This is a genomic window from Serratia sp. X10 (assembly GCF_017811775.1).
Taxonomy (GTDB): Bacteria; Pseudomonadota; Gammaproteobacteria; order Enterobacterales; family Enterobacteriaceae; genus Serratia; species Serratia ureilytica.
In genome coordinates this window covers 245,250-270,855 of the sequence record NZ_JAEIOH010000002.1, presented here as the reverse complement: position 1 = coordinate 270,855, position 25,606 = coordinate 245,250, and the positions used below count along the sequence as shown (strand labels likewise).

Genomic DNA, 25,606 nt, shown 5'->3' with positions numbered 1-25,606 from the left:
TGAAGTTTTACATTATGTTACATCACAAATTCATATAAAAAAGACCGGAAAAAGACTCGCAATCCCCTATTTGTTCCGGTAATCTCAGATGCGTTTGTGCCTGGTTTAAGTCGAATCAGTACGGAATCCGATAAAAATGTGCGTTCCCGCACGTTTTCAACGGTAACTGATTGTCGATGCAACAGGTGCGGACTAGGCTCGTTTCGTTTGGCATTTTTCAGGTAGCGACTTTCGTCGTTAAGGACTTCAAGGGAAAACAACAACAATGGTCAAATCTCAACCGTTTCTGAGATATTTTTTGCGGGTAGTCCCTGCAATTGCCGCTGCGGTTATGCTGTCAGCGTGCAGCTCGACTCACACTTCGAACTTGAGTAACGCACAAACTGAGATGCGTGCAGTTAATGACAAAGACGGTCTTTTACTGCAAGCCTCTCAGGATGAATTCGAAGCGATGGTCCGCAACGTTGACGTCAAGTCAAAGATTATGGATCAGTACGCGGACTGGAAAGGCGTTCGCTACCGTTTAGGCGGTGACACCAAGCGCGGCATCGATTGCTCGGCGTTTGTACAACGCACCTTCCGCGAACAGTTCGGCATGGATTTACCGCGTTCTACCTACGAACAGGAAGACCTCGGTAAGAAAATCCAGCGCACCAAACTGCGCGCCGGCGATTTGGTGCTGTTCCGCGCCGGTTCTACCGGGCGCCATGTCGGCATCTATTTAGGCAACGATCAGTTCGTTCACGCTTCTACCAGCAGTGGCGTCATGATTTCCAAGCTGACCGATAACTATTGGAATAAACGTTACCGAGAAGCGCGCCGAGTGTTGACCAACGGCTGACGGCGCAACGCCCTGAAGATCCTGAATACCAAACGAGCGATAAACGCCGCCTACGGGCGGCGTTTTTTTTGGCTGTCGAACAAGAGCCCCCGGGGCTGAGCCAGGCCTTATCGTCACCTCACACCATTATTTTGATAAACTGCCGGCCGGAAATCGCGCCGACGAGGAAAAACTCGCCTATTATCGTCAGATGACGGCAACGGCGCGCCCGGCGTTATTTAAAACGTTTCCGCTTAAATAGGTGCATTATATTTCTGTCGGCGACGCCTTGTATTTAAACGGCGTCGCCGGTTGGGTACAGGATAAAAGGCAAAAAATGAAAAAAAAGCCGTTGGCACAATCCATTAAATGGCTGCGCGACACGCCTGACGCCACGTTGCAGAGGTCTCGGTTATGGGCTTGAAAAGGGCGTTTTCTCGCAGCGTGTCGCACCGACAGCGCAGTCTGGCCAAAAGCGTCGTCGCCGCTCTGCTATTTTTTACGCTATTCACCGCGGTCACACTTTCTTTGATCAACCACCAGCGCACGCAATATCAACACAAGGTTGAAGCGCGTACGCAAAAATTCGCGCTGGGTTATATCTCGCACCTGACGGATGTCATGCAAAAAATGATGCCGCTGCTGGACAAACCCTGTCTCTCAAGCCAGTCGGACATCACCTATCAGGCGGCCTTTACCAGCGGCGTGCGCACCTTCCTGCTGGTGAAAGACGGTTACGCCTACTGCTCCTCCGCCACCGGCGACATGATGCTGCCGATGAAAAACGTGTATCAGGACATCGATACCCACCTGCCTTTGGATCTGAAGCTGCAGCAGGGCACGCCGATCGTACCGGACAAGCCGGCGGTCGCGGTTTGGCTGCGGCATCCTGGCGCATCGGCGACCGGCATCCTCGCCACGCTGGACATCAATTTGATGCCCTACCTGCTGTTCACTTCGCATGACGAGCAGGCGCCGGGCATCGCCATCGTGATGGGCAACCGCGCGCTGACCACCTTCAGCCCGAACCTGATGCCGATCGCGCAGTTGCCACAAGACAAGGCGGATACCCTGACGCTGCCCAATCTGCCGCTGAGCATCCTGTTCTACAACGAGAAACTGACGCCCAACGATATTCGCCTGACGCTGCTGGGCAGCCTGGTGCTGTCGCTGATGATCGGCGTGCTCTGCTACTACATGCTGCTGTTGCGGCAAAGCCCGGAGCGCGCGCTACTGCGCGGCATCAAGCGCAACGAGTTCTTCATCGAATATCAGCCGGTGTTCCATAGCGGCAGCAACAGCATCGGCGGGCTGGAAGCGTTGATCCGCTGGCAGCACCCTATCGAGGGCCGCATTCCCCCGGATGTCTTTATCCCATACGCCGAAAGCAACGGGCTGATCGTGCCGCTCACCCGCCATCTGTTCAGGCTGATTGCCGAAGATGCGCCGCAGCTCGCCAAGGCGCTGCCGCGGGGAAGCAAGATCGGCCTCAATATTTCCCCCGCCCACCTTAGCGCGCCGTCATTCCATCAGGACGTGTATGAACTGTTGGCGCAGCTGCCGGGCGATTACTTTACGCTGGTGTTCGAAATCACCGAACGCGGCATGGTGGAGGAAGAGAGCGCACTGGCGGAGTTCGACTGGCTGCATAAACAGGGCATCGAGATCGCGGTGGACGATTTTGGCACCGGCCACAGCGCGCTTATTTATCTTGAGCGTTTCACCATGGATTACCTGAAGATCGATCGCGGCTTCGTCAACACCATCGGCCAGGACACGGTCACCGCGCCGGTGCTGGATGCGGTGATTTCGCTGGCGAAAAAGCTGAAAATGCTGACGGTGGCTGAAGGCGTGGAAACCGCCGAGCAGATGCAGTTCCTGCAAGAACGCGGCGTTAACTTCATGCAGGGCTATTACTTCAGCAAGCCGCTTAGCATCGCTAATTTCGTCGCTTACTGCAACGCTCATCAGGTCTTTGATTATCAGGAAAAAATAGTTAATCTTTAAGCATCTTTACCCTGCGCCCGCCCGAAGAATGTTATGCTAGGCGCCGGTTGTACTTTATTCCACAGCAGGAGCTTAACGTCTGATGTCCGTGCGCATTTTCGCTGCTCTGGTGCTCTCGGCACTGAGCTTCGCCTCGCAGGCCGAAGCCCTCAACGAAAGCTACGCTTTCGCCCTTCTCGGTGAACCGAAATACGCCGCCGACTTCAGCCATTTCGACTACGTCAATCCGGCGGCGCCCAAAGGCGGCGACGTGCGGCTGGCGGCCATCGGCACCTACGATAACTTCAACCGCTTCGCCACCCGCGGCGTGCCCGGTGCGCGTACCGACGAACTCTACGATACTCTGTTCGCAACGTCCGACGACGAACCCGGCAGCTTTTATCCGTTGATTGCCGAATCGGCGCGTTTCCCGGCCGACATGCGTTGGGTGGAAGTGGATATCAACGCCCGCGCGCGTTTCCACGACGGCAGCCCGATCACCGCCGCCGACGTGGCCTTCACCTTCAGCAAATTCATGGCCGAGGGCGTGCCGCAGTTTCGCTCCTACTACAAAGGCGTCACGGTCAAAGCCATCTCTCGGTTGACGGTGCGCATTGAATTCCCGCAGCCGAACAAAGAAGCGATGCTGTCGTTATTCGGCAGCCTGCCTATTCTCCCGGCCGCCTTTTGGCAAAACCATAAGCTCAACGAGCCGCTCAACACGCCGCCGTTGGCCAGCGGCCCGTATAAAATCGGCGATTATCGCCTCGGCCAGTACATCACCTATCAACGGGTGCGCGACTACTGGGCCGCCAATCTGCCGGTGAACCGCGGCCGCTATAACTTCGACAGCATTCGCTACGATTATTATCTGGACGATAAAGTGGCGCTGGAAGCGTTCAAGGCCGGCGCTTACGATTTCCGCATCGAGCCGTCGCCCAAGAGCTGGGCCACCCAGTATCAGGGCGGCAACTTCGCGCGCAACTACATCATCAAACAGGACGAAACCAACCAGGCGGCGCAAAACACCCGCTGGCTGGCGTTCAACATCCAAAAACCGCTGTTTGCCGACCCGCGCGTGCGCGAAGCGATCACCCTGGCTTTCGACTTTAACTGGATGAACAAGGCGCTGTATTACAACGCCTATCAACGCGCCGACAGCTATTTCCAAAACACCGCCTACGCCGCCCGCGGCTATCCGGACGCCGCCGAACTGGCGCTGCTGGCGCCGCTCAAAGGCCAGGTGCCGCCTGAGGTGTTCACCAGCATCTATCAACCGCCCGCCTCCGACGGCAGCGGCAACGATCGGCAAAATCTGCTGAAGGCGACCCAACTGTTGAAAGAGGCCGGTTGGGTGGTCAAAAATCAAAAGTTGGTCAACGCCAAAACCGGCCAGCCGTTCGCCTTTGAGCTGATGCTGCTGAGCGGCAGCAACTTCCAGTACGTGTTGCCGTTCCGCCACAACCTGCAGCGGTTGGGCATCGATATGGCAATCCGCGAGATCGACGCCTCGCAATATACGCGCCGCATGCGCGAACGCGACTTCGATATGATGCCGACGGTGTATATGGCGATGCCGTTCCCCACCGCCAATTTACGCATCATTTGGGATTCGGAGTACATCAACTCCAGCTATAACACCCCCGGCGTCAAGGATCCGGCGGTCGACAGCCTGGTCAGGCAAATCGCTGAGCATCAGGGCGACGAAAAAGCGCTGCTGCCGCTCGGCCGCGCGTTGGATCGGGTGTTGACCTGGAACCGCTACATGCTGCCGATGTGGTACTCCAACCACGACCGCTACGCCTATTGGGACAAGTTCTCCACGCCGCCGATCCGCCCGGCCTACGCCATCGGCTTCGACAACTGGTGGTACGACGTCAACAAGGCGGCGCGCTTGCCGGCTCAACGGCAATAAGGAGTCGGCATGGCAGCCTATCTGATACGCAGACTGTTGCTGGTGATCCCCACGCTGTGGGCGATCATCACCATCAACTTTTTTATCGTGCAAATCGCCCCCGGCGGCCCGGTCGATCAGGCCATCGCCGCCATCGAACTGGGTCAGGGCAGCGGTTTTGGCAGCGGCGGCGTGAATGAAGGCCTGGGCCATGCTCGTGCCGGCGTTCCCGCCGCAACTGAAGGCCAATACCGCGGTTCGCGCGGTTTGGATCCGGAGGTGATCGCCGAGATCACTAAGCGTTACGGCTTCGACAAACCGCTGCACGAGCGCTACTTCACCATGCTGTGGAACTACATGCGTTTTGACTTCGGCGACAGCCTGTTTCGCGGCGCTTCAGTGATGCAGCTGATCGGCCAAAGCCTGCCGGTCTCCATCACGCTGGGCCTGTGGAGCACGCTGATCATCTATCTGGTGTCGATCCCGCTCGGCATCCTCAAGGCCGTCCACAACGGCAGCGCGTTCGATACCTGGAGCAGCACGCTGATCATTATCGGCTACGCCATTCCTGCGTTCCTGTTCGCCATCCTGCTGATCGTGCTGTTCGCCGGCGGCAGCTATCTCGACTGGTTCCCGCTGCGCGGCCTGGTCTCCAGCAACTTCGATACCCTCTCGTGGCCGGCGAAGATCGCCGACTATCTGTGGCACATCACGCTGCCGGTGCTGGCGACGGTGATCGGCGGTTTCGCCACCCTGACCATGCTGACCAAAAACTCGTTCCTCGATGAAATCCGCAAACAGTACGTCACCACCGCCCGCGCCAAGGGTCTGGACGAGAAAAAGATCCTGTACCGCCACGTGTTCCGCAACGCCATGCTGCTGGTGATCGCCGGTTTTCCGGCCACCTTTATCAGCATGTTTTTCACCGGCTCGCTGCTGATTGAGGTGATGTTCTCGCTCAACGGCCTGGGGCTGCTGGGTTACGACGCCACGCTGCAGCGCGACTACCCGGTGATGTTCGGCACGTTGTATATCTTCACCCTGATCGGCCTGCTGTTGAACATTCTCAGCGATATCACCTATACCCTGGTCGATCCGCGCATTGACTTCGAGGCCCGCCAATGAGCCGCCTTAGCCCAATCAATCAGGCGCGCTGGGCGCGTTTTCGCCGCAACCGCCGCGGTTACTGGTCACTGTGGATCTTTCTGGCGCTGTTCACCCTGAGCCTGGCCGCCGATCTTATCGCCAACGACAAACCGCTGTTGGTGCGTTATGAAGGCCGGCTATACCTGCCGTTTATGATCAACTACAGCGAAACCGCGTTCGGCGGCGAACTGAACACCGAAGCCGACTATCAGGATCCGTTCGTCCAGCGCCAAATCGACCGGCACGGCTGGGCGATCTGGGCGCCGATCCGTTTCAGCTACGACACGATCAACTTCGCCACCGAAGTGCCCTTCCCCTCCCCGCCTTCGCGCCATAACCTGCTGGGCACCGACAGCAACGGCGGCGACGTGCTGGCCCGCGTGCTGTATGGTTTTCGCATTTCGATGCTGTTCGGCCTGGCGCTGACGCTGTTTTCCAGCCTGATCGGCGTGTGCGTCGGCGCGACGCAGGGGTATTACGGCGGGCGTTTCGATCTGTGGGGGCAACGCTTTATCGAAGTGTGGTCGGGCATGCCGACGCTGTTTCTGATCATTCTGCTGTCGAGCATCGTCCAGCCCAATTTCTGGTGGCTGCTCGGCATCACTATTCTTTTCGGCTGGATGAGCCTGGTGGGCGTGGTGCGCGCCGAGTTCCTGCGCACCCGCAACTATGACTATATCCGCGCCGCGCGCGCCATGGGCGTGCCGGATCGGGTCATCATGTCCCGCCACATGCTGCCCAACGCCATGGTGGCGACGCTGACCTTCCTGCCGTTTATCCTCTGCGGCTCGATCACCACCCTGACGTCGCTCGATTTTCTCGGCTTCGGTCTGCCGATCGGTTCGCCGTCGCTCGGCGAACTGCTGCTGCAAGGCAAAAACAATCTGCAGGCGCCGTGGCTCGGCATCACCGCCTTCCTGGTGCTGGCAGTGCTGCTGTCGTTATTAATCTTTATCGGCGAAGCGGTACGCGACGCCTTTGACCCCAGCAAGGCGCATTGATATGGCTACACCTCTGCTCGCCATCCAGGATCTCAGCATCGCCTTCCGTCAGGGCGACGCCGTCACGCCGGTGGTCAACGAACTCTCTTTACAAATAGCCCCGGCGGAAACGCTGGCGCTGGTGGGAGAATCCGGCTCCGGCAAAAGCGTCACCGCCCTGTCGATACTGCGACTGCTGCCCGCGCCGCCGGTGGTTTACCCTGGCGGCGATATTCTGTTCAACGGCAACTCGTTGCTGCATGCGCCGGAGGCTGACCTGCGCAAAGTGCGCGGTAATCAGATCGCGATGATCTTTCAGGAACCGATGGTGTCGCTCAATCCGCTGCACACCATTGAGAAGCAACTGGCGGAAGTGCTGATGCTGCACCGCGGCCTGCGGCGCGAAGCCGCGCGCGCAGAGATCGTCGACTGTCTGGAGCGCGTCGGCATCCGCCAGGCCAAAACCCGGTTGCAGGACTATCCGCATCAGCTCTCCGGCGGTGAACGCCAACGCGTGATGATCGCCATGGCGGTGTTAACCCGCCCGCAATTACTGATCGCCGACGAACCCACCACCGCGCTCGACGTGACTATCCAGGCGCAGATCCTGACGCTGTTGCAAGAATTGAAACAAGAAATGGGCATGGGGTTGCTGTTCATCACCCATAACCTGAATATTGTGCGCCGTCTGGCGGACAACGTGGCGGTGATGCGCCAAGGGCGCTGCGTGGAGCAAAACAGCCGCACGCAGCTGTTCAGCCGGCCGCAGCATCCCTACACGCAGCAGCTGCTGGCCGCCGAAGACGTTGGCGAACCGCTGCCGCTGCCCACCGTGCGCCCCGGCGACGAGCGGCCGCTGCTCAAGGTGGAAGATCTGCAGGTGCGCTTCCCCATCCGGCGCGGCCTGCTGCGCCGCACGGTGGATTATCACTATGCGCTGAAATCGTTGAGCTTCGAGTTGCGCGCCGGGGAAAGCGTGGGGCTGGTGGGGGAATCCGGATCGGGTAAAAGCACCACCGGGTTAGCGCTATTGCGTCTGCTGGCCTCGCAGGGCGCCATCTGGTTCGACGGCGAACCGCTGCACCCGCTGACGATGAAACAAATGCTGCCCTACCGCAGCCGGATGCAAATCGTCTTCCAGGACCCGTATTCCGCCCTCAACCCGCGCCTGAACGTACAGCAGATCATCGCCGAAGGGTTGGAAGTGCACCAGCGGCTGAACGCCGAGCAGCGGGAGCAGCGCGTGATCGAGGTGTTGCAGGAGGTCGGCCTGGATCCGCAGCTGCGCCATCGTTACCCTACCGAGTTTTCCGGCGGTCAGCGCCAGCGTATCGCCATCGCGCGCGCGCTGATCCTGCAGCCGCAGCTGCTGATCCTCGACGAGCCGACCTCTTCACTGGATAAATCGGTGCAGGCGCAGATCCTGACGCTGCTGAAATCGCTGCAGCAACGCCACCGGCTGGCTTATCTGTTCATCAGCCATGACCTGCAGGTGGTGCGTTCGCTATGCCACCAGGTCATCGTGCTGCGACAGGGGGAAGTGGTTGAGCAAGGGGACTGCCGGGCCATTTTCGCGGCGCCTGCAGCCGACTATACCCGACAACTGTTGCAGTTGGCGGATTAGCGGCGAATTCAGAAGGGGTATTGCGCGCTGAGCGGTTCGGCGATCGCGGCACCGACGTTTTTCAGGCGGCACATCGTCGCGCTCTCATCGCTGCGCTGCACGAACAGGCAAGGTTCCCCTTCCCATTCGACGATCGCGCAGTCGACCTGAATCTCCTGCAACGACAGATTAAGCTGTTGCATCACCTGCCAGGCCTCGGCCCCTTCATGGCTGAGCAGCTTCAGCCCAATCAGGTTGTTATCCTCGTCTATTCCGTTAAACGGAATCGGTTCGACCTTTACGCCGGTGAAACCGGATAGCCAACGATAACTTTGCGGCAAGCGATGCACTACCGAAAGTTGGATACTCTCCACATGAAATCCCTAGTTTGAAAAGGTGAAACACTTTTACCTGACAGGGTTACTAAGTTATAGCCGTTGACTCCCGACTCTGCCGCGCACAAATGTTATTTAAATGTAAATTTTGCCGCAAGCGATTAACCTGACCCCGTGCTTGCCGATGCCGTGCCATTTTTTGGCGCGCCGTACGGTGTTATTTCACGGCATTTTGCGACTCAGCTCGCATTTTTGCGTTATATGTAACCCTTTCCCGCAGCGATCTCAACTCTTTTTTCTTGCAATGCGACTACTTTTTCGTCGCCATATTTTTACATTGAAGAAACATTTCACCCGTCGCGTTAGCGCACCGTCCTCCACTAATGCCTTGATTTACATCACCCCTATTGCAAACCGCCCGCACCGACCCGCCGGCAAAACGCCGCGATACCGGAGGATATCGGGCAGCTCAGCGACGGTATTTTTTAACAAAAAGCACACAGAAGGGTAAATGACCCATTGATTAGCAGGCATATGTTTAGCAACAAAATTTTCATTGCCGGTTGCACCACAAACTGGCAAGGCGCAACCCTTTGACGGCTCGGGGCAACTTCGCCCCGAACCTGGAGAACGTCAGGCTGCGCGATCGCGCGGCCGGCTGGCGTACAGATAGAACAACACCGCCACAATGCTGCACAGCGCCATCGAGGTGACCATCGGCCAGGCGCTCTTGCCCGGCGCCATCGACAGCACCGCGCCCACCAGCGCGCCGATGCTGAACCGCAACGTGCCGGCCAGGGAAGACGCGGTGCCCGCCATATGCGGAAAATCATCCAGGATCACCGCCATGGCGTTGGAGGAGATCATCGCGATGCATCCCAGATAGACCGCTACGCCGATCACCAGCGCCCAGAAGCCCAGCCCGACGGCGCTCACCGCCAGCAGCCACAGCCCCATCGCCAGCTGCACCAGCAGCCCCAGCTTGAACATCTTGACCGCGCCGAATCGCCGCACGTTGCGGCTGTTGATCAGCGTCGTCAGGAACAGGAAGACGATATTCAGCGCAAAGTAGTAACCGAAGTGCTGCGGCGAAACCTGGTTCAGTTCGATGTAGACGAACGGCCCGGCGCTGAGGAACGAGAACATGCCGGCGAACGAGAAGGCGCTGGCCAGCATGTAGCTCAGCACCCGCTTGTGACGAAACAGCGAACCGAAATTGCCCAGCGTAGTGCGCAGGTGGAACCGCTGTCGCCGCTCTTTCGGCAACGTCTCCTTGATGAACAAGGCCACCAACAGTGAACCGATCAGCGCCGCGGCGCCCATGGTCCAGAAGATGGCATGCCAGTTGAACCACAGCAGCAGCGCCCCGCCGATCATCGGTGCCAGCAGCGGCGCGATGGTCATCACCAGAATGACGAACGACATCATGCGCGAGAACTCGTCCTTGGTGAACATGTCGCGCATCAAGGCGTTGATCACCACGCTAGCGGCGGCGGCGGCCAGGCCGTGCAAGAAACGCAGTCCGATCAGCTGATCGATCGACTGCGCCATGGCGCAGGCGCAACCGGCGATGGCGAAGATCAGCGTTCCCCACAAGATCACCGGTTTGCGGCCGATGCTGTCCGACATCGGCCCATAGAACAGCTGCCCGAAGGCGAAGCCGAGCATATAGGCGCTGAGCGTCATCTGCACGCTGCCGGACTCGACGCCAAACTGGGCGGCGATCACCGGCATGCTGGGCAGGTACATGTCGATGGCCAGCGGCATCAGCATGGACAGCAGGCCCAGAATAAAAATCAAACCGAGATGAGAGGTTCGGTTCTGTTGCACGTTCCACGACTCCTTAATCGGCCGCAATCAATGATCGGTTATCAGTCCTGCAGGTGCGGCGCGCCCACGCTGGCGATCTCTTCTTCGGTCAGTGGACGGTATTCGCCCGGCGCAAGATCGTCATCCAGCACGATGGCGCCGATGCGCTCACGGTGCAACGCGATCACCCGGTTGCCGACCGCAGCGAACATCCGCTTCACCTGGTGGTAGCGCCCTTCGCTGATGGTCAGGCGCACCACATGCTCGTCAACCTGCTCCAGCGTCGCCGGCCGCGTCAGATCTTTCTCGTTGTGCAGTTGCACCCCTGCGGCGAAACGCTGCGCGGTGTCTTCCGCCAGCGGGTGCTCCAGCGTCACCAGATAGGTTTTCTCGCAGTGGTGGCGCGGCGAGGTGACGCGGTGCGACCACTGGCCGTCGTCAGTCATCAGCACCAGCCCGGTGGTGTCTATATCCAGCCGCCCGGCGGCGTGCAGTTTGTACGCGACCGGCTCATCGAGGAAATACAGCACCGTCGGATGATCGGGATCGTCGGTAGAGCAGACGTAGCCCTGCGGTTTGTTGAGCATGAAATAGCGCGGGCCGTTCTGCTGCTGCAGCGGATTGCCGTCGAACGCCACTTCTTGCTCCGGGGTCAGTTTGACAGCCCCGCTCTTCACTACCTCACCGTCCACGGTGACGCGTTTAGCCCGAAGTTCGCGCGCGACCAGCGCACGGCTGATACCTAACTGCTGAGATAAAAACTTGTCCAATCGCATGGGATCTGCTTTGCCTGTCGTTGTTATGATCGCATTGATCGTATTGCCAAAATATGACGCCCGCCGTTGCACCGGGTGCAAATAGCAGGTTCAGGGGGGGAATCGCGTGGGGGAACAGCGATTGCTGTCACACAAGTATAGCGACACAACGCGTTGCCCGACAGGGGTAATTTTCACGCTTCTCGCACCGCGCGCGCTCAGAAGGCATAATATAGACATTTCTCGGTCGCCCGGGGCGTAAAATGTCAGCGTTTCTGTGGCAACAGCGCTGACAAACCTAACCCCCGCGGCCCATTCCAACCTACGGCGTTCATTTATGGCCTTTACCCTACGCCCCTACCAACTGGAAGCGGTCGAAGCCACCATCAACCATTTCCGGCGGCGTCCCGAACCGGCGCTGATCGTGCTGCCGACCGGCGCCGGCAAAAGCCTGGTGATCGCCGAACTGGCGAAGCGAGCCCGTGGGCGGGTGCTGGTGTTGGCGCACGTCAAGGAACTGGTGGCGCAAAACCACGCCAAATACTGCGCCTACGGCCTGGAGGCGGACATCTTCGCCGCCGGTCTGCAACAAAAAGAGAGCGCCGGCAAAGTGGTGTTCGGCAGCGTGCAGTCGGTGGCGCGCAACCTGCCGCTGTTCGACGGCGCCTTTTCGCTACTGATCGTCGATGAATGCCACCGCATCAGTGACGACGACGACAGCCAGTACCAACAAATCATCCAGCATTTGCAGAAAACCAACCCGCAATTGCGGCTGCTGGGGCTGACCGCCACGCCGTACCGGCTGGGCAAAGGTTGGATTTACCAGTACCACTACCACGGTTTCACCCGCGGCGACGGCGCCAGTCTGTTTCGCGACTGCATCTATGAGCTGCCGCTGCGCTACATGATTAAACACGGTTTTCTGGTGCCGCCGGAGCGGCTGGATATGCCGATCGTGCAATACGACTTCAGCCGTCTGGAGGCCAGGAGCAACGGCCTGTTCAGCGAAGCGGACCTGAACCGTGAGCTGAAACGGCAAAACCGCGTCACGCCGCATATCATCAGCCAGATTGTAGAGTACGCCGACGACCGCAAAGGCGTGATGATCTTCGCCGCCACCGTCGAACACGCCCGCGAGATCCACGGCCTGCTGCCGAACGGCGAAGCCGCGCTGGTCAGCGCCGAAACGCCGCCCGCCGAGCGCGATGCGCTCATCGAGGCGTTCAAACAGCAGCATCTGCGCTATCTGGTCAACGTGGCGGTGTTAACCACCGGCTTCGACGCGCCGCACGTCGACCTGATCGCTATCCTGCGCCCCACCGAGTCCGTCAGCCTGTATCAGCAGATCGTCGGGCGCGGGCTGCGTTTGGCGCCCGACAAAAAGGATTGCCTGATCCTCGACTACGCCGGCAACCCGCACGATCTGTTTACGCCGGAGGTCGGCGTCAGCAAACCGCACGGCGACAGCCAGCCGGTGCAGGTGTTCTGCCCGGCCTGCGGCTTCGCCAACCTGTTCTGGGGCAAGTGCACCGAAAACGGCGACATCATCGAACACTACGGCCGCCGCTGCCAGGGCTGGCTGGAGGACGACGACGGCCACCGCGAACAGTGCGATTACCGCTTCCGGTTCAAGAGCTGCCCGCACTGCGGCGCGGAGAACGACATCGCCGCGCGCCGTTGCCATCAGTGTCAGGAGGTGTTGGTCGATCCTGACGACATGCTGAAGGCGGCGCTGAAGCTGAAAGACGCGCTGGTGCTGCGCTGCGGCGGCATGGAGTTGCAAAGCGGCCGCGACGACAAGGGCGAATGGCTGAAGGCCACCTATTACGACGAGGACGGCACCAGTACCAGCGAGCGCTTCCGCCTGCAGACGCCGGCGCAGCGCAAAGCGTTCGAGATGCTGTTCCTGCGCCCGCACCAGCGCGCGCCGGGCGTGCCGTTCGCCTGGCACACCGCCGCCGACGTGCTGGCGCAACGGCAAGCGCTGCGCCATCCGGATTTCGTGGTGGCACGCAAGCGCGGGCAGTTTTGGCAGGTGCGTGAGAAAGTGTTCGATTATCAAGGCCGTTTCCGCCGCGCCAATCAGTTGGCCTGAGCGAGCGGCCCTCAATCTGGGCAGGTTTTCGTTGCCCTGCGGGCGGCTTTCCGTTAAAATGCCGCGCGCTTTACCTGGGCCTGCCCAGCGTTAAAGCGGAATTCCGAACTTGCTACTTGGGTCGCCTGTAGCAGGGTAAATTTTCTTTTAAGAGAAAAAACAATGTTCACTATCAATGCAGAAGTACGTAAAGACCAGGGTAAAGGTGCGAGCCGCCGCCTGCGTGCAGCAAACAAATTCCCAGCTATCGTTTACGGTGGCAAAGAAGCTGCAGTTTCCATCGAATTGGATCATGATTCTGTCAAGAACATGGAAGCTAAACCAGAATTCTACAGCGAAGCAGTAACTCTGGTTATCGACGGTAAAGAAACCAAAGTTAAGGTTCAGGCTGTACAGCGTCACCCGTTCAAGCCAAAACTGGCTCACATCGACTTCGTTCGCGTTTAATCGCTACGTTTTCGAACCTTTCGGGACGCCGAAATAAAGAACGCCGCAATTGCGGCGTTTTTTATTGTCTGCGATTCGGCAAGCTTACTTGCCGCTGCCGGTCCGGCGCTGCAGCTGATCGCGCAGGTTCGGCGGCGTGCCTCTGATGGTCAGCGTGTCGGTGGCTGCATCCCAGAAAATGCGCTCGCCCAGCAGCATGGCGTCGAAGTTCAGACTGATACCGCCGCCGCTGCCGGCGAATTTGGTCAGCTGGCGCAGCGTGCCGCGATCCGCCGGGAAGCTGTCTTCCAGCTGATAGCCTTGCTCGCTGGAGAACTGCATGAAGTCTTTCTCACCGACCGGCGACAACTCCTGCGACAGCGCCTGCAGTTCGATCTCTTCGCCCGCCTGCAGCTGTTCGTTGCAGTAGCTGTACACCTGCTGGCGCACCGACTGGCGCTCATTCTTGTCCAGCTGCGCGTCGGCGCAGTAGTCGTCCACCGCCTGCAGCAGCCCGCGGTTTTGCGCCTTGGTGTCCAACCCTTCGGACGCCGCCAGGAAATCCATGAAGAAGTCGGCGACCTTACGGCCCACGCGCCCTCGCAGGAAGGTCAGATAGCGGGTCGATTCCGGGTTGGTTTCCCACTCGGTCAGATCGATGCGCGCAACGATATCGGCGTTGTTGATGTCCAGATAGTGCGTAGTGTTGATATCCAGCTCTTCGTTGACGCGCATGCTGTTACGGCTGTTCAGCACCGCGATCAGCAGGTACTCGACCGCCAGATAGCGGTATTGGCCGAACAGCACCACGCCGCCTTCGGCGAATGGATACTTCGCCAGTTCGTCGCGCAGACGGCCGGTCGCCGCGCGGCTGAAGGCCAGAAAGTCCTTATCGTCCTTGCGGCAGGTGCGCAGCGCTTCCGCCAGCTCGCTGCCCTCGTTGAACAAGCCCAGGGCCTTGCTCTTGGCGCTGTAGACGCGATGCAGTTCCGCCATCATTTCTTCCACCGCCGCGTTGGTGGGAAGCAAGGAATCGCGCAGCACCACGTCCAGCGTTTGCTCGTCGCGTTTCACCAACTGGTGCAGAGCGATCTGGTCGATATCCAGACTCATGGTAAATCCTCCTGTTCTTTAGGCGCGTATTCAAACACTGAAGGCCCCGCCCTGCAATACTAAAAAACCGCGGCAAACCGGAAAGGCGCAGCGGTGAGCGGCCCCGTCACGGGCGAACCCTTTCCCGAATGACAGGAAGTGATAAAAGAGCGGAAAATCACTGTCCTATACGGTAAGATAGGGCACTTTGCAGATTACTAAGCGCAATTTTATGCCACAATCATCCCGTTACAGTGACGAACACGTTGAACAACTGCTCTCAGAGCTGGTCAATGTTCTGGAAAAACACCATACCCCCACCGATCTTTCCCTGATGGTGCTGGGCAATATGGTCACTAATTTGATCAACACCAGCGTTGCCCCCGCGCAGCGGAAAACCCTGGCGAGATCGTTCGCGGAAGCCCTGCAGGCTTCTGTCCGTGAAGATAAAGCGCATTAATATTTATTTATGGTGACAAACCGTCAGCGTTATCGTGAAAAAGTCTCCCAGATGATCAGCTGGGGGCACTGGTTCGCCTTATTCAACATCCTGCTCGCCCTTGGGCTGGGCAGCCGCTACCTGTTTGTCACCGACTGGCCCGCTTCCCTGCTGGGCCGGGTCTATGCCCTGGTCAGCCTGCTGGGGCATTTCAGCTTTATCGTGTTCGCTGGCTATTTGCTGGTGATCTTCCCGCTCACCTTCGTGGTGATGTCGCAGCGGCTGCTGCGATTTATTTCCGCCGCGCTGGCCACCGCCGGGCTCACGCTGTTGCTGGTCGACAGCGAGGTGTTCTCCCATTTCCACCTGCACCTCAATCCGGTGGTGTGGGATCTGGTGGTCAACCCGGATCAAAGCGAGCTGTCGCGCGACTGGCAGCTGATGTTTATCTGCGTGCCGGTGATCTTCCTGGTGGAGATGCTGTTCGGCACCTGGAGCTGGCAGAAGCTGCGCAGCCTGAACCGCCGCCGTTTCGGCAAGCCGCTGGCGGCGCTGTTCATCAGCGCCTTTTTCGCCTCGCACCTGATTTACATCTGGGCCGACGCCAACTTCTATCGCCCGATCACCATGCAGCGGGCCAACCTGCCGCTCTCGTACCCGATGACCGCGCGCAAGTTCCTCGAAAAACACGGCCTGCTCGATCAGCAAGAATATGAACGCCGCCTGGTGCAACAGGGCAATCCGGAAGCGGTGGCGGTGGAGTACCCGCTCAGCGATCTCAGCTACGGCGATAAGGGCAGCGGCTATAACCTGCTGATGATCGTGGTGGACGGCATTCGCGCCAAAGACGTGGCGCAGGACATGCCGACGCTGACGCGTTTCGCCCAGGAAAACGTGCGCTTCAGCGATCACTACAGCTCGGGCAACCACGCTGACACCGGGCTGTTCGGCCTGTTCTACGGCATTTCCCCGACCTATCTGGACAGCGTGCTCGCCGGCCGCAAGCCGTCGGCGCTGATCAACGCGCTCGGCGAGCAAGGTTACCAACTGGGGCTGTTCTCGTCCGACGGCTTCAACGCCAGCCTGTACCGTCAGGCCCTGTTGACCGACTTCTCGCTGCCGACGCCGGCGCCGCAAAGCGACGCGCAGACCACGCAGCAATGGCAACGCTGGCTGACGGATCAGGGCGACAAAGAGCCGTGGTTCTCCTATATCAACTTCAGCGGCGCCGAGCCGGCCGAAAGTGCTAAAACTCCGGCGCCGGCCGATTTTATCCAACGCTATCGCACCGGCGCCCAGGACGTGGACGCCCAGATAGCCCAGGTGCTGGACACCCTGAAACAGCGCGGCCTGCTGGATAAAACCGTGGTGGTGATCACCGCCGAGCACGGCGTCGAGTTCAACGACAGCGGCAAAGGCCAATGGGGCGCCGGCACCGCCTTCAACCAGGCGCAGCTGCAGGTGCCGCTGGTGATCCACTGGCCGGGCACGCCGGCGCAGACCATCAACAAGCTGACCGGCCATAACGACGTGATGCGTACCTTGATGCAACGGCTGCTGCACGTGAAAACCGCGCCGAAAGACTATTCGCAGGGCGAAGATCTGTTTACCGCCCAGCGCCGCAACAACTGGATCGCCACCGGCGATGGCAACCAGCTGGTGATCACCACGCCGACGCAGACGCTGATGCTGGACAACAGCGGCAACTATCGCGTCTACGATCAGAGCGGTGATGAAATAAAAGACGAGAAACCGCAGCTTGCTCTGCTGTTGCAGGTGCTGACCGATGTAAAACGCTTTATCGCCAACTAACTGCTTAAAACTAAAGCAATCAAGTGGTAAGGCGCTTGCATAAACATCGAGAATCGGTAGTATGATTTTTCATAGCGTCGGCATGTAGCGCAGCCTGGTAGCGCACCGTCATGGGGTGTCGGGGGTCGGAGGTTCGAATCCTCTCATGCCGACCAAATTCAAGAAAACCTGCTGTAACAGCAGGTTTTTTTTCGTCTGCACTTTGAGAGGATAAGAGCGCAGCCGCTTCGCCCCTGCCTCCCCCAACGATCATTGCGCGCCTCGCTTTCGCGACGGCCTTTCTCCTTATCAGGCTCAGGCTGAGATTTTGTCTTGTTGGTTTTAGGGCGCTGCGGCGATGAACGCCGGGAGCTGAGTACAGGCGTCGTAAATCGCTTTACAGCGCGGATACCCGCTCAGATCGCACCCCATCCGCAGGGCATTCGCCCACTGAGGGATCAGGCAGCAATCCGCCAACGTCGGGCTGTCGCCAACGCAGAAGGGCCCTGGCGGCCTCTGGAGCAACAGCTGTTCCACGGCGCTCAGCCCTTGCCGGATCCAGTGCGCATACCAGCGTTTTTTCTCTTCCTCATTCACCTTCAGCTCTTCACTCAGGTAGCGTAACACCCGTAGGTTATTGACCGGGTGAGTATCGCAAGCGATGACATAAACGATTTCCAGTACCCGGCTGCGCGCCGGATCGGCCGTCGGCAACAGCGGCGACTGGGGGAAATGGCGATCCAGCCAGTCGGTAATCGCCAGCGACTGGCTGAGAGACTCGCCGTCGTCCGTGAGCAGCGTCGGCACCAGCCCGACCGGGTTCATGCGCCGATAAGCCAGCTCATTCTGCTGCCCGATGCGAATATTGACGCCCACCGTCTGGTAATGGATACCTTTCAGCGCCAGCGCAATGCGCACGCGGTAGGACGCTGAGCTATTAAAAAAACTGTACAGCTTCATCATTCACCTCAGAATCAGCCTCAGACAATCTTCACGGCGATAGGGGTAAGCCCCTCTACATTCCCGGTAATCACATCGCCTTTCACCACCGCGCCCACCCCTTCCGGCGTGCCGGTAAAAATCAGATCGCCGGGCTGCAGCTCAAAAAAGCCGGACAGATAGCTGATGGTTTCATTCACCGACCAGATCAGATGACGGATGTCGCTGCGCTGACGATCGCTGCCATTGACCTGCAGCCAGATAGGCGCAGTGTTGACGTCTGCGCTGTCGCCGGCTTTATGCAGTGGCGCGATGGGTGCAGAGAGATCGAACGACTTGCCGATTTCCCATGGGCGCCCCATTTGACGCATGTCCATCTGCCGATCGCGCCGGGTCATGTCCAGGCCCGTGGCATATCCCCAGATATATTCATGCGCCTTTTCCAACGGAATATCGCTCCCCCGTTTGCCAATCGCCACCACCAATTCGATTTCGTAGTGATAGTTGTCCGTTTGCGCCGGATACGGCAGCGCCAGCGTTTCGCCGGCCGCCACCGGCACCACCGCATCGGCAGGCTTGCAGAAGAAGAACGGCGGCTCACGATCCGGATCAAAACCCATTTCGCGGGCATGGGCGGCATAGTTGCGCCCGACGCAGTAGACACGGCGCACGGGGAACTGTTTATCACTCCCCACGACAGGAACAGTCACGGGGGCTGGCGGTGCAAATACGTATTGCGTCATGTTGTCTCTCCCAAATTAATAACGTGCTTCACGGAACAATCCCAGGGCTTCCTGAACCGGCCGATCCGAAAAACTGAATAACACAGTGTCTTCGTCCGCCTGGAACGACACGTCGAACCAAGTCGGCGCCACGAAGATATCTTTTGCCGAAAAGTGAAGGGTTTCGTTGCCGATGCTGACCTGGCCGCGCCCTTCCACCACGTGGTAGAGGGTGCTGTCCGTGGTGCGCGCCTTTCGTGAGGAAAAGCCTTTCGGCAACAGTTGCAGGAAAGCGCCCATCGAGGGCATGGGATAGCCGCCGGTCACCGGATTGACGTAGCGCATCTTGTAGCCGTCCCACTCGTCGGCGTCCCCGATGCGGGTGAGGTCGTACAGCGTTTCGCGACTGCGATCGTAGCGGTAGTTGAAAATCGGCGATGAGTTGCCTTTTTGATGGCGCAGCGGCAGCATATTGGCCGCATAACGCGGTAAATAATCCCCCTCCCGGCGCGTCACGGGCTGCTGTTCTTGCGGATAGTCTTCCGCGAAACCGCAGCCCAGCAAGTTCACCAGCGGCAGATCCAGACCGTCCAGCCATACCACCGGCTCAGCACCGGGATTGCCGTGATCGTGCCAGCGCCACTGCGGCGTTAAAATGAAGTCGCCTTCATGCATTTGCGTTCGTTCGCCGTCAACGGCGGTAAATGCCCCTTTCCCTTCGACGATAAAACGCAACGCGGACTGATTATGGCGATGGCTCGGCGCGATTTCGCCCGGCATGATCAACTGCAATCCGGCGTACAGCGTTGGGGTGATGGCGGCTTGTCCGCGCAACATCGGGTTTTCCAGCACCAGCACGCGGCGCACTGCTTCTTTGGCACCAATCAACTCGCCGCTGGCCAGCAGGTGCGGGCGAATCTCCTGATAGTTCCAGTAAGCCGGGGCGCAGTTTGCATTCGGCGTTGACGGCACCAGATGGTGCAGCGACTCCCACAACGGGATCAGGTTCTGCCCGGAAATCTGCCGGTAAAACTGCTGGCGGCTGGGGTTAACATCCTGATGGCGTTCAGGCATAGGGATTCTCCTTTTTCATTCACGACGCTGCGCGAGGCAACGTGTCAGGGGCTGGGGCAGACAGGCGAACAACAGCCGTCAGCAGCATTAACATCACCGTACTGAGCGCCGCCGGAAGGGCAATAATGAAAAATAGCGTATCGAATGAGAAATTCATCGCCATCATCACGCCGCCGGAAAGCGAGCCGACAATCGCGCCGCAGCGGCCAATGGCATTGGACCAGCTGACGCCCGTCGCCCGGCTTTGCGTCGGATAGAGCGTGGCGGTCAAGGCATTCAGCCCGACCTGCGACCCGCTGATGCCGATGCCGGTGCCGAAGATGGCCAGCGCCATTTGCCACAGGCCGTTCTCGCTCAGGCCAATCATGACAATACACACGGCACCCAAGGCGTAGCTCACCGCCAACACCCGGAAGGGATTGCATTTGTCCATCAACACGCCCAACCCCAGCGCGCCCACCGTGCCGCCTATCTGGAAAGCGGCGGTCACCCAGGAGGCATGCCGCAGATCAATACCGCGGTGGTTAAGCAGCGTCGGCATCCAGCTGGAGAGCAGGTAGATGATCAGCATGCTCATGAAAAAAACCGCCCAGAGCATGAGGGTGATGCGCAACTGGCGGCCGGCGAACAGTGGGCTGATGCTGCCTTTGGCCGCCGTGGCGGCTTCGTTCAGATAAAAATGGGTCTCTTTATCGCACTCGCCAGTCATGGCGCTGACCGTTTTGGCAATCACCTTTTGCGGCAGTTGGCGGCGAACCTGCCAGCGCGGGGATTCCGGCAGGGCAAATAGCAGCGCCGCAAAGAGCATCAACGGCAAGACGCCGCCGAGCACCAAAATGCCGGACCACCCCACCCTCGGCACCAGTTGGGCGCTGACGATCCCGCCCAGGGCCGAACCGAGCGTGAAACCGCAGAACATCAGCGTGACCAGCGCGCCACGGCGGCGAGCGGGCAGATATTCAGAGGTCATCGTGATGGTGTTCGGCATCGCGCCCCCCAGGCCCAAGCCGGTGAGAAAACGCAAAACGACCAGCGTTTGCAGATCGGGGGAGAAGGCCGAAATCAGGCTCAGCGCGCCAAACAGCGCCACGCAGAGTTCGATAACGCGCTTGCGGCCATAGCGGTCAGAGAGCGGACCGCAAAGCAGCGCGCCCGCCGTCAATCCCAGCAATCCCGCCCCAAACAGCGGCGCCAGCTCACCGGCGGACAGCTGCCACTGGGCGCGGATGTCGGGCGCGATGAAACCAATGGCGGCGGTGTCAAAACCATCGAGCATCACCACCAAAAAGCAGCAGAGAATGACGCGCCACTGCGTCTTGCCGATAGGGGCTGCGTCGATCAGTGCTTGTAAATCACGCCGTTGAGTCATAGTGAGCGCCTCGGAGCAGGTAGGGAGATGTCTGTGTTGTTTTAGGTATGTTACAAATTTGTATCTTTAGCGATAAAATGTACAATGGCTTTTCGGGCGGAGACATAACCGGAGGGTTATAACAAATGGCGAACTGGGCGCAGAAATTGAAGCTGCACCATCTGCAAATGTTGGTGGCATTGGGTGAACAGGGCAATCTGACCCACGTTGCGCGGATGATGAACATCTCCCAACCCGCTCTGTCAAAATGGTTGTCGCAGCTTGAAGATGAGATTGGGCTCACGCTCTTTGAGCGGCATAGCAAAGGGCTACGCCCCTCCGAGGGGGGGAAATTGCTGCTTCAGCATGCGCAGCGTTTGATCCATGATCTGGAGCGTTCGCAGTCTGAAATCGCCCGCTTTAAGCAAAGCGGGCTGGTGGGAAGCCTGAAAATCGGCTGCTCGCCGGTGGCGACCGACTGCGTTTCGCAGGCCATATTGAGCCTGCTGCAGGAAATGCCGACGCTGCATCTCAATATTGAGGAAAAGGTGATGACCCCGCTGCTGCACGATCTGCTCGCGGGCGCGGTGGATGTCGTCGTGGGCCGCGTCGGAGGGCGGGCGCTGCAACTGCCGCTCAACTATCAAGTGCTCTACACCGAACCGGTATGCTTCGTTGCCCGCCCTCACCATCCGCTGGCAAAATCCGCCTCCCTCACCTGGCACGATCTCACCCACTGGCGCTGGATAGTCTGGCCGACCGGCACGCCAATCCGCCTCAGCATCGATAATGCGTTGGCAGATAACGGCGTGATGCTGCCTGAAAACACGGTTGAATCAGCATCGATGAACGTCAGCACCAACCTGCTGCAAAGCAGCGACATGATCTCCATTCTTTCTCTACGGCTGGCGCAGCGTTATGCCAGTCAGGGGCAACTGGCGATCCTGAACCTGCCGAAGATAGAGCAGAAAGGCAGCGTGGGCGTCTTCTGGCGCAACAGCGAGCCGCCTTTTGCCGCACTGAGCCGCTTTTTGCAGCTGCTGACGCAGGCCAGATAAAAACCGGCCCCCGCCCCGGTTGTGGCTACCCTTAAATTCCGTAACAACCTGCGCAGCGACTTTTCACGGCCGCGGTTTGCTGTGCCCTTCGTTCTTGATTGACACTGCGTGAACCAGGCAATATATTCATTAGCAATATTAATGAATCAGGGTAAAATCCTCTCTCCCCGCCGAACAGGCCATCAGCATTCTCCGCAAAACTTGGCGTGACGCTCTCGCCAGCCGGGCACGGAGGGGAGAAGGCGTTGTTGTCTTGCTTGAATAAAGAGGCATGATGGCCATGTGACATTATTCGCGTCTCATTATGCGACTCGCGGGTTGCGTAATTTGCGCGTTAAATAAGTATGGATAATTAATAACAGAAGAACACGGACTAAATAAGGAGTAAAAATGCAAGGAAATCTCAATCTCTATGGCCTTTTTGTTGGCCTGACGGTGACCATTATGATCACCTGCGACACGTTGGTTTATAAAGTCTTTGATATCTATGGTTTTAAAATAACGGCAAGCGGCATTGTATTCTCCTTGTGTTTCTTGATATCAACATTGCTGACTGAGGTTTACGGCTATAAATTGTCGGTAAGAGCAATATGGATCATGGTGTTCTGCCAAAGCTTATATGTCATAATACTTAATCTCTCAGCCGTTATTCAGCCAGAAAACAATGATATCGCCACGCACTATTATTCTTTATACCATGAATTTTGGCGAGTCATGATAGGCACCTGGGTGTCCGTTCCGGTCGCTTATTTCGTCAATGGTTTTATTATTTCAAAGATGAAGATTATTTTCTCAGGAAAATACTTCTTTATCCGATATATTATTGGTTCCATGTCTACACAGGCCGCCCTGTTGCTGACAGCCTATCCGATAAGTCTTTCAGGAAAATATACCTTTATAGAGTTGGTTAACATCATAAGCACGACGTGGTCTTATAAAGTTGTCGTCTCTATTGTATTGCTACCGCTCGCTATCGCCTTAGTCGAGTGGGTGAAGAAGATAGAAAACACCGATCACTATGATTGGGGCACTTCATACAATCCATTTAAGTAATATCAACAGGGTATAGCATGAAAGTAATTCAGATTAGTGACATACATATTATGCCTAATGCAAGCGCGCTGGCTTCGAAGCATCTTGCTAATTTCGAAAGGGCGATTGACTTCATTAACGCCAATGCCGACAAAATTAATGCCAACTTAATCATTGTGACAGGTGACATCTCGCATGATGGCGATATTCCCTCTTATGAGCGCTTCTTTAAAATAATGAATCGCACTTCATTACCTTTCTATCTGTTCCCAGGCAATCACGACAACAAAAAAAACCTGGACAATGAAGCCCGTAAACAGGGCGGCAGCTATGATATAAACTCGTTTGAAGATGACGAATGGCGCATGCTCAGCATCGACTCGGTGGTCGATAATGAAGATTTCGGCAGGGTCTCGACGCATTCGCTCGAAACGCTTGAAAAAGCCATAGTCTCGAGCGGCAATAAAAAGATCGCCGTCTTCCTACATCATCACCCTATTCCTGTAGGCACGCCCATTGTTGATAGTTGTATGTTAAGCAATGCTGAGGAGCTTTTGAGCCTCTGCCAACGGTTAAACGTTAAGTTTATCGGCTCAGGCCATGCACATACGTTATTCCAAAGAAAGCTGGGGGATACCTTAATCTCTGTTTCCCCGGCGATTTGTTCGCAATGGAAAAACGGCACAAGCGATGTCAGTACCATAGACAATTCGGCTTTCAGCGTGATTACCTTCGATGAGCATATTCACGTCGAACCCTGGTTTATTTAATCAACGTCAGTATTGTTTTTTTAGACCTGTCACTTTTCTTTGCATTTTTCAATGAGGCAGAGAGTGCTCTGCCTTCCTTTACCCCGGCATAAAAGGCTATTTTTGTCGCATCCAGGGACTCCGTTTTGTCAACAAGATCGCGATCCCTTAGAAAATCCGCCCCTGATATTGATATCGAGTCAACGTCATTTTTCAACGTCCACATACAGTTTCGTTTCTCTTCATGAATCGACAGTTTGGCCGAGGCGACTTTTATCTTAGATTCGGTCTCGGCGATAAAAGCGATGTCTTTCGGGTTAACGTGCCTGAGAAAATCGCCCTCAATGAGTTGCCCCCAGCTTTTTTTCACGAAAGTATGGGTGCCAAACTCTTTGAAAAGCCAATATCCATCCGCCGTTCGGATAACGCTACGATCTAACGTGTATAGGTAACTGGGAGAGTATATCTTTCTTAACTTTCTCATTATTTTAAATAAATCCATTTATTTCAGCCTCTTTATCGTTTTCAATAGAACACCGACGATCGCATAATCGCTATAGGACTTCACACTGCTATCTGAATCTAATGAGATGTTTGTAAACAACAAGTCGTCGTCGGAAACAAAAACTCGCCTTAAACATATTGGGTAATTTTTCAGCTTAACCAAGACGATATCGCCATCGCAAAATGGCTCCTTGAGGGAGATCACACAATACGTTCCACGGTCTAATTCAGGCGACAGTGAATTATTCGTTATCTCTACCACAAACAGCGAATCGTCCGTCATGTCATCGACTTCTGTCGTATAGGTATCTGCCGTTCTGATCGTGTTGGCCAAGAAACGCTCTACATCGCTGTAGCTAATGAGCGGAAGCGATCTCACATTGTGTTTACCCTCTCCCGCGGCGCTTAAATCCTTGTCAGTCAGCTCTCCTACTTTTACGCTGAAAAACTCACCAATTGACGCAAGCGTGGCGATCGTGGGATTCCCCACGCCTTTCCTCAGATTATTGATCGTGGCAATACCTATCCCTGTTTCGCAGCTCAACCGACTGGCGTCAATCCCGTGCATACGCATGAGGTAAGTGAGGTTTTCACCAATCATTTTCAATGACATACCATTTTCTTCTGATATTTTAATGTTGTTTAGTTGCATTATAATGTTTTAACCCTATACTTTAGCGTCATTAAAGTGAATTTAAAAATATTAAACCACTTACTGGGTGAACATGACAATGGCCCAGGGCGAAAGGTATATGAAAATACAGAAAAACCATTGTAATAAAACAATTTTATTAAAAACCACCGTTCTTGACGAACGCGACTGGCTGCCATTGAAATAATTCAATTTGCTTATAAAAACACTACATTAACTCCGCAGCAATTTAACGCGCAGAAGCCAACCTGGAGAGCAAGACGCATCCCGGTTCAATAATTTTAAAGAAAATGAGATGAATGTTTTATTCAGCGCTCATAGAGCGACTATTGCCTAACACTCGGGATTTTTTCTCCT

General features: G+C 57.0%; 23 protein-coding genes and 1 tRNA gene. 14 read left to right on the top strand and 10 right to left on the bottom strand.

What is annotated here, in order from left to right; all coding sequences use genetic code 11:
- The first annotated feature begins 265 nt into the window (after positions 1 to 265).
- The 6 genes from mepS (at position 266) to yejF (ending at position 8,450) form a co-directional block, all read left to right on the top strand.
- Positions 266 to 841 carry a bifunctional murein DD-endopeptidase/murein LD-carboxypeptidase gene (gene mepS, locus J9788_RS06770; RefSeq protein ID WP_033643815.1) on the top strand — a complete coding sequence of 192 codons (576 nt, stop codon included), beginning with the start codon at positions 266 to 268 and terminating at the stop codon, positions 839 to 841.
- Between the two features lie 393 nt (positions 842 to 1,234).
- Positions 1,235 to 2,827: a cyclic di-GMP phosphodiesterase gene (locus J9788_RS06765; protein ID WP_182264138.1), complete on the top strand. Its 1,593-nt coding sequence runs from the start codon at positions 1,235 to 1,237 to the stop codon at positions 2,825 to 2,827.
- 82 nt (positions 2,828 to 2,909) lie between these two features.
- On the top strand, positions 2,910 to 4,721 hold the full coding sequence (locus J9788_RS06760) for an extracellular solute-binding protein (protein ID WP_046687527.1): 1,812 nt from the start codon (positions 2,910 to 2,912) through the stop codon (positions 4,719 to 4,721).
- Positions 4,722 to 4,730: 9 nt separating this feature from the next.
- A complete protein-coding gene (locus tag J9788_RS06755) occupies positions 4,731 to 5,825 on the top strand; it encodes a microcin C ABC transporter permease YejB (protein ID WP_182264137.1) in 1,095 nt (364 codons plus the stop codon).
- Entirely contained in the window at positions 5,822 to 6,847 is a 1,026-nt protein-coding gene (locus J9788_RS06750) for an ABC transporter permease (RefSeq protein ID WP_042785062.1), read from the top strand. The genes J9788_RS06755 and J9788_RS06750 overlap by 4 nt, the downstream gene beginning before the upstream one ends.
- Before the next feature lies 1 nt (position 6,848).
- Entirely contained in the window at positions 6,849 to 8,450 is a 1,602-nt protein-coding gene (gene yejF / locus J9788_RS06745; RefSeq protein ID WP_046896354.1) for a microcin C ABC transporter ATP-binding protein YejF, read from the top strand.
- Between the two features lie 8 nt (positions 8,451 to 8,458).
- On the opposite strand, the gene J9788_RS06740 is transcribed toward yejF, so the two are convergent.
- The 3 genes from J9788_RS06740 to rsuA all read right to left on the bottom strand — a co-directional run bounded on the left by J9788_RS06740 (position 8,459) and on the right by rsuA (position 11,349).
- Entirely contained in the window at positions 8,459 to 8,803 is a 345-nt protein-coding gene (locus J9788_RS06740; protein WP_004935763.1) for a YejG family protein, read from the bottom strand.
- 594 nt (positions 8,804 to 9,397) lie between these two features.
- Positions 9,398 to 10,594 (bottom strand): Bcr/CflA family multidrug efflux MFS transporter, encoded by a 1,197-nt coding sequence (locus tag J9788_RS06735; protein ID WP_033652528.1) that lies wholly within the window; start codon positions 10,592 to 10,594, stop codon positions 9,398 to 9,400.
- Positions 10,595 to 10,635: 41 nt separating this feature from the next.
- Positions 10,636 to 11,349 (bottom strand): 16S rRNA pseudouridine(516) synthase RsuA, encoded by a 714-nt coding sequence (gene rsuA, locus J9788_RS06730; protein ID WP_046896353.1) that lies wholly within the window; start codon positions 11,347 to 11,349, stop codon positions 10,636 to 10,638.
- A gap of 316 nt (positions 11,350 to 11,665) precedes the next feature.
- Between rsuA and J9788_RS06725 the strand changes: the two genes are divergently transcribed.
- Both J9788_RS06725 and rplY read left to right on the top strand, forming a co-directional pair.
- Positions 11,666 to 13,423, top strand: a complete 1,758-nt coding sequence (locus J9788_RS06725; protein ID WP_182264136.1) for a DEAD/DEAH box helicase — start codon at positions 11,666 to 11,668, stop codon at positions 13,421 to 13,423.
- Between the two features lie 162 nt (positions 13,424 to 13,585).
- Positions 13,586 to 13,870: a 50S ribosomal protein L25 gene (gene rplY, locus J9788_RS06720; protein WP_004935776.1), complete on the top strand. Its 285-nt coding sequence runs from the start codon at positions 13,586 to 13,588 to the stop codon at positions 13,868 to 13,870.
- Between the two features lie 84 nt (positions 13,871 to 13,954).
- On the opposite strand, the gene yejK is transcribed toward rplY, so the two are convergent.
- Positions 13,955 to 14,962 (bottom strand): nucleoid-associated protein YejK, encoded by a 1,008-nt coding sequence (yejK, locus tag J9788_RS06715; RefSeq protein WP_042785067.1) that lies wholly within the window; start codon positions 14,960 to 14,962, stop codon positions 13,955 to 13,957.
- A gap of 211 nt (positions 14,963 to 15,173) precedes the next feature.
- On the opposite strand from yejK, the gene J9788_RS06710 reads away from it, so the two are divergent.
- From J9788_RS06710 to J9788_RS06700, 3 genes are all read left to right on the top strand, one after another.
- Positions 15,174 to 15,401, top strand: coding sequence for a YejL family protein (locus J9788_RS06710; protein WP_004935782.1), 228 nt, complete (start codon positions 15,174 to 15,176; stop codon positions 15,399 to 15,401).
- A 9-nt stretch (positions 15,402 to 15,410) separates the two neighbouring features.
- Positions 15,411 to 17,192 carry an LPS biosynthesis-modulating metalloenzyme YejM gene (gene yejM / locus J9788_RS06705; RefSeq protein WP_182264135.1) on the top strand — a complete coding sequence of 594 codons (1,782 nt, stop codon included), beginning with the start codon at positions 15,411 to 15,413 and terminating at the stop codon, positions 17,190 to 17,192.
- 78 nt (positions 17,193 to 17,270) lie between these two features.
- Positions 17,271 to 17,347: transfer RNA gene (locus J9788_RS06700), tRNA-Pro, on the top strand.
- Positions 17,348 to 17,513: 166 nt separating this feature from the next.
- Here J9788_RS06700 and maiA read toward each other — a convergent pair.
- Genes maiA through J9788_RS06680 form a run of 4 tightly spaced genes read right to left on the bottom strand, consistent with a single transcriptional unit; the run spans position 17,514 to position 21,275 of the window.
- Complete coding sequence (gene maiA / locus J9788_RS06695; RefSeq protein ID WP_182264134.1) at positions 17,514 to 18,131, bottom strand: maleylacetoacetate isomerase; 618 nt, start codon at positions 18,129 to 18,131, stop codon at positions 17,514 to 17,516.
- Between the two features lie 20 nt (positions 18,132 to 18,151).
- Positions 18,152 to 18,853, bottom strand: coding sequence for a fumarylacetoacetate hydrolase family protein (locus tag J9788_RS06690; protein ID WP_046896349.1), 702 nt, complete (start codon positions 18,851 to 18,853; stop codon positions 18,152 to 18,154).
- A 15-nt stretch (positions 18,854 to 18,868) separates the two neighbouring features.
- Positions 18,869 to 19,906 carry a gentisate 1,2-dioxygenase gene (gene gtdA, locus J9788_RS06685; RefSeq protein ID WP_182264133.1) on the bottom strand — a complete coding sequence of 346 codons (1,038 nt, stop codon included), beginning with the start codon at positions 19,904 to 19,906 and terminating at the stop codon, positions 18,869 to 18,871.
- 19 nt (positions 19,907 to 19,925) lie between these two features.
- Positions 19,926 to 21,275: an aromatic acid/H+ symport family MFS transporter gene (locus J9788_RS06680; RefSeq protein ID WP_182264132.1), complete on the bottom strand. Its 1,350-nt coding sequence runs from the start codon at positions 21,273 to 21,275 to the stop codon at positions 19,926 to 19,928.
- Between the two features lie 125 nt (positions 21,276 to 21,400).
- Between J9788_RS06680 and J9788_RS06675 the strand changes: the two genes are divergently transcribed.
- The 3 genes from J9788_RS06675 (at position 21,401) to J9788_RS06665 (ending at position 24,114) form a co-directional block, all read left to right on the top strand.
- Positions 21,401 to 22,312, top strand: a complete 912-nt coding sequence (locus J9788_RS06675) for a LysR family transcriptional regulator (RefSeq protein WP_182264131.1) — start codon at positions 21,401 to 21,403, stop codon at positions 22,310 to 22,312.
- Positions 22,313 to 22,702: 390 nt separating this feature from the next.
- Positions 22,703 to 23,365 (top strand): VUT family protein, encoded by a 663-nt coding sequence (locus tag J9788_RS06670; RefSeq protein ID WP_182264130.1) that lies wholly within the window; start codon positions 22,703 to 22,705, stop codon positions 23,363 to 23,365.
- Positions 23,366 to 23,382: 17 nt separating this feature from the next.
- Positions 23,383 to 24,114, top strand: coding sequence for a metallophosphoesterase (locus tag J9788_RS06665; RefSeq protein WP_182264129.1), 732 nt, complete (start codon positions 23,383 to 23,385; stop codon positions 24,112 to 24,114).
- On the opposite strand, the gene J9788_RS06660 is transcribed toward J9788_RS06665, so the two are convergent.
- Positions 24,107 to 24,595, bottom strand: coding sequence for a hypothetical protein (locus tag J9788_RS06660; RefSeq protein WP_046896343.1), 489 nt, complete (start codon positions 24,593 to 24,595; stop codon positions 24,107 to 24,109). The two genes, J9788_RS06665 and J9788_RS06660, sit on opposite strands and share 8 nt — an antisense overlap.
- The gene (locus J9788_RS06655; RefSeq protein ID WP_052759891.1) at positions 24,596 to 25,210 is read right to left on the bottom strand and encodes a helix-turn-helix domain-containing protein; all 615 of its coding nucleotides are present in this window, start codon (positions 25,208 to 25,210) and stop codon (positions 24,596 to 24,598) included.
- Between the last annotated feature and the right edge of the window lie 396 nt (positions 25,211 to 25,606).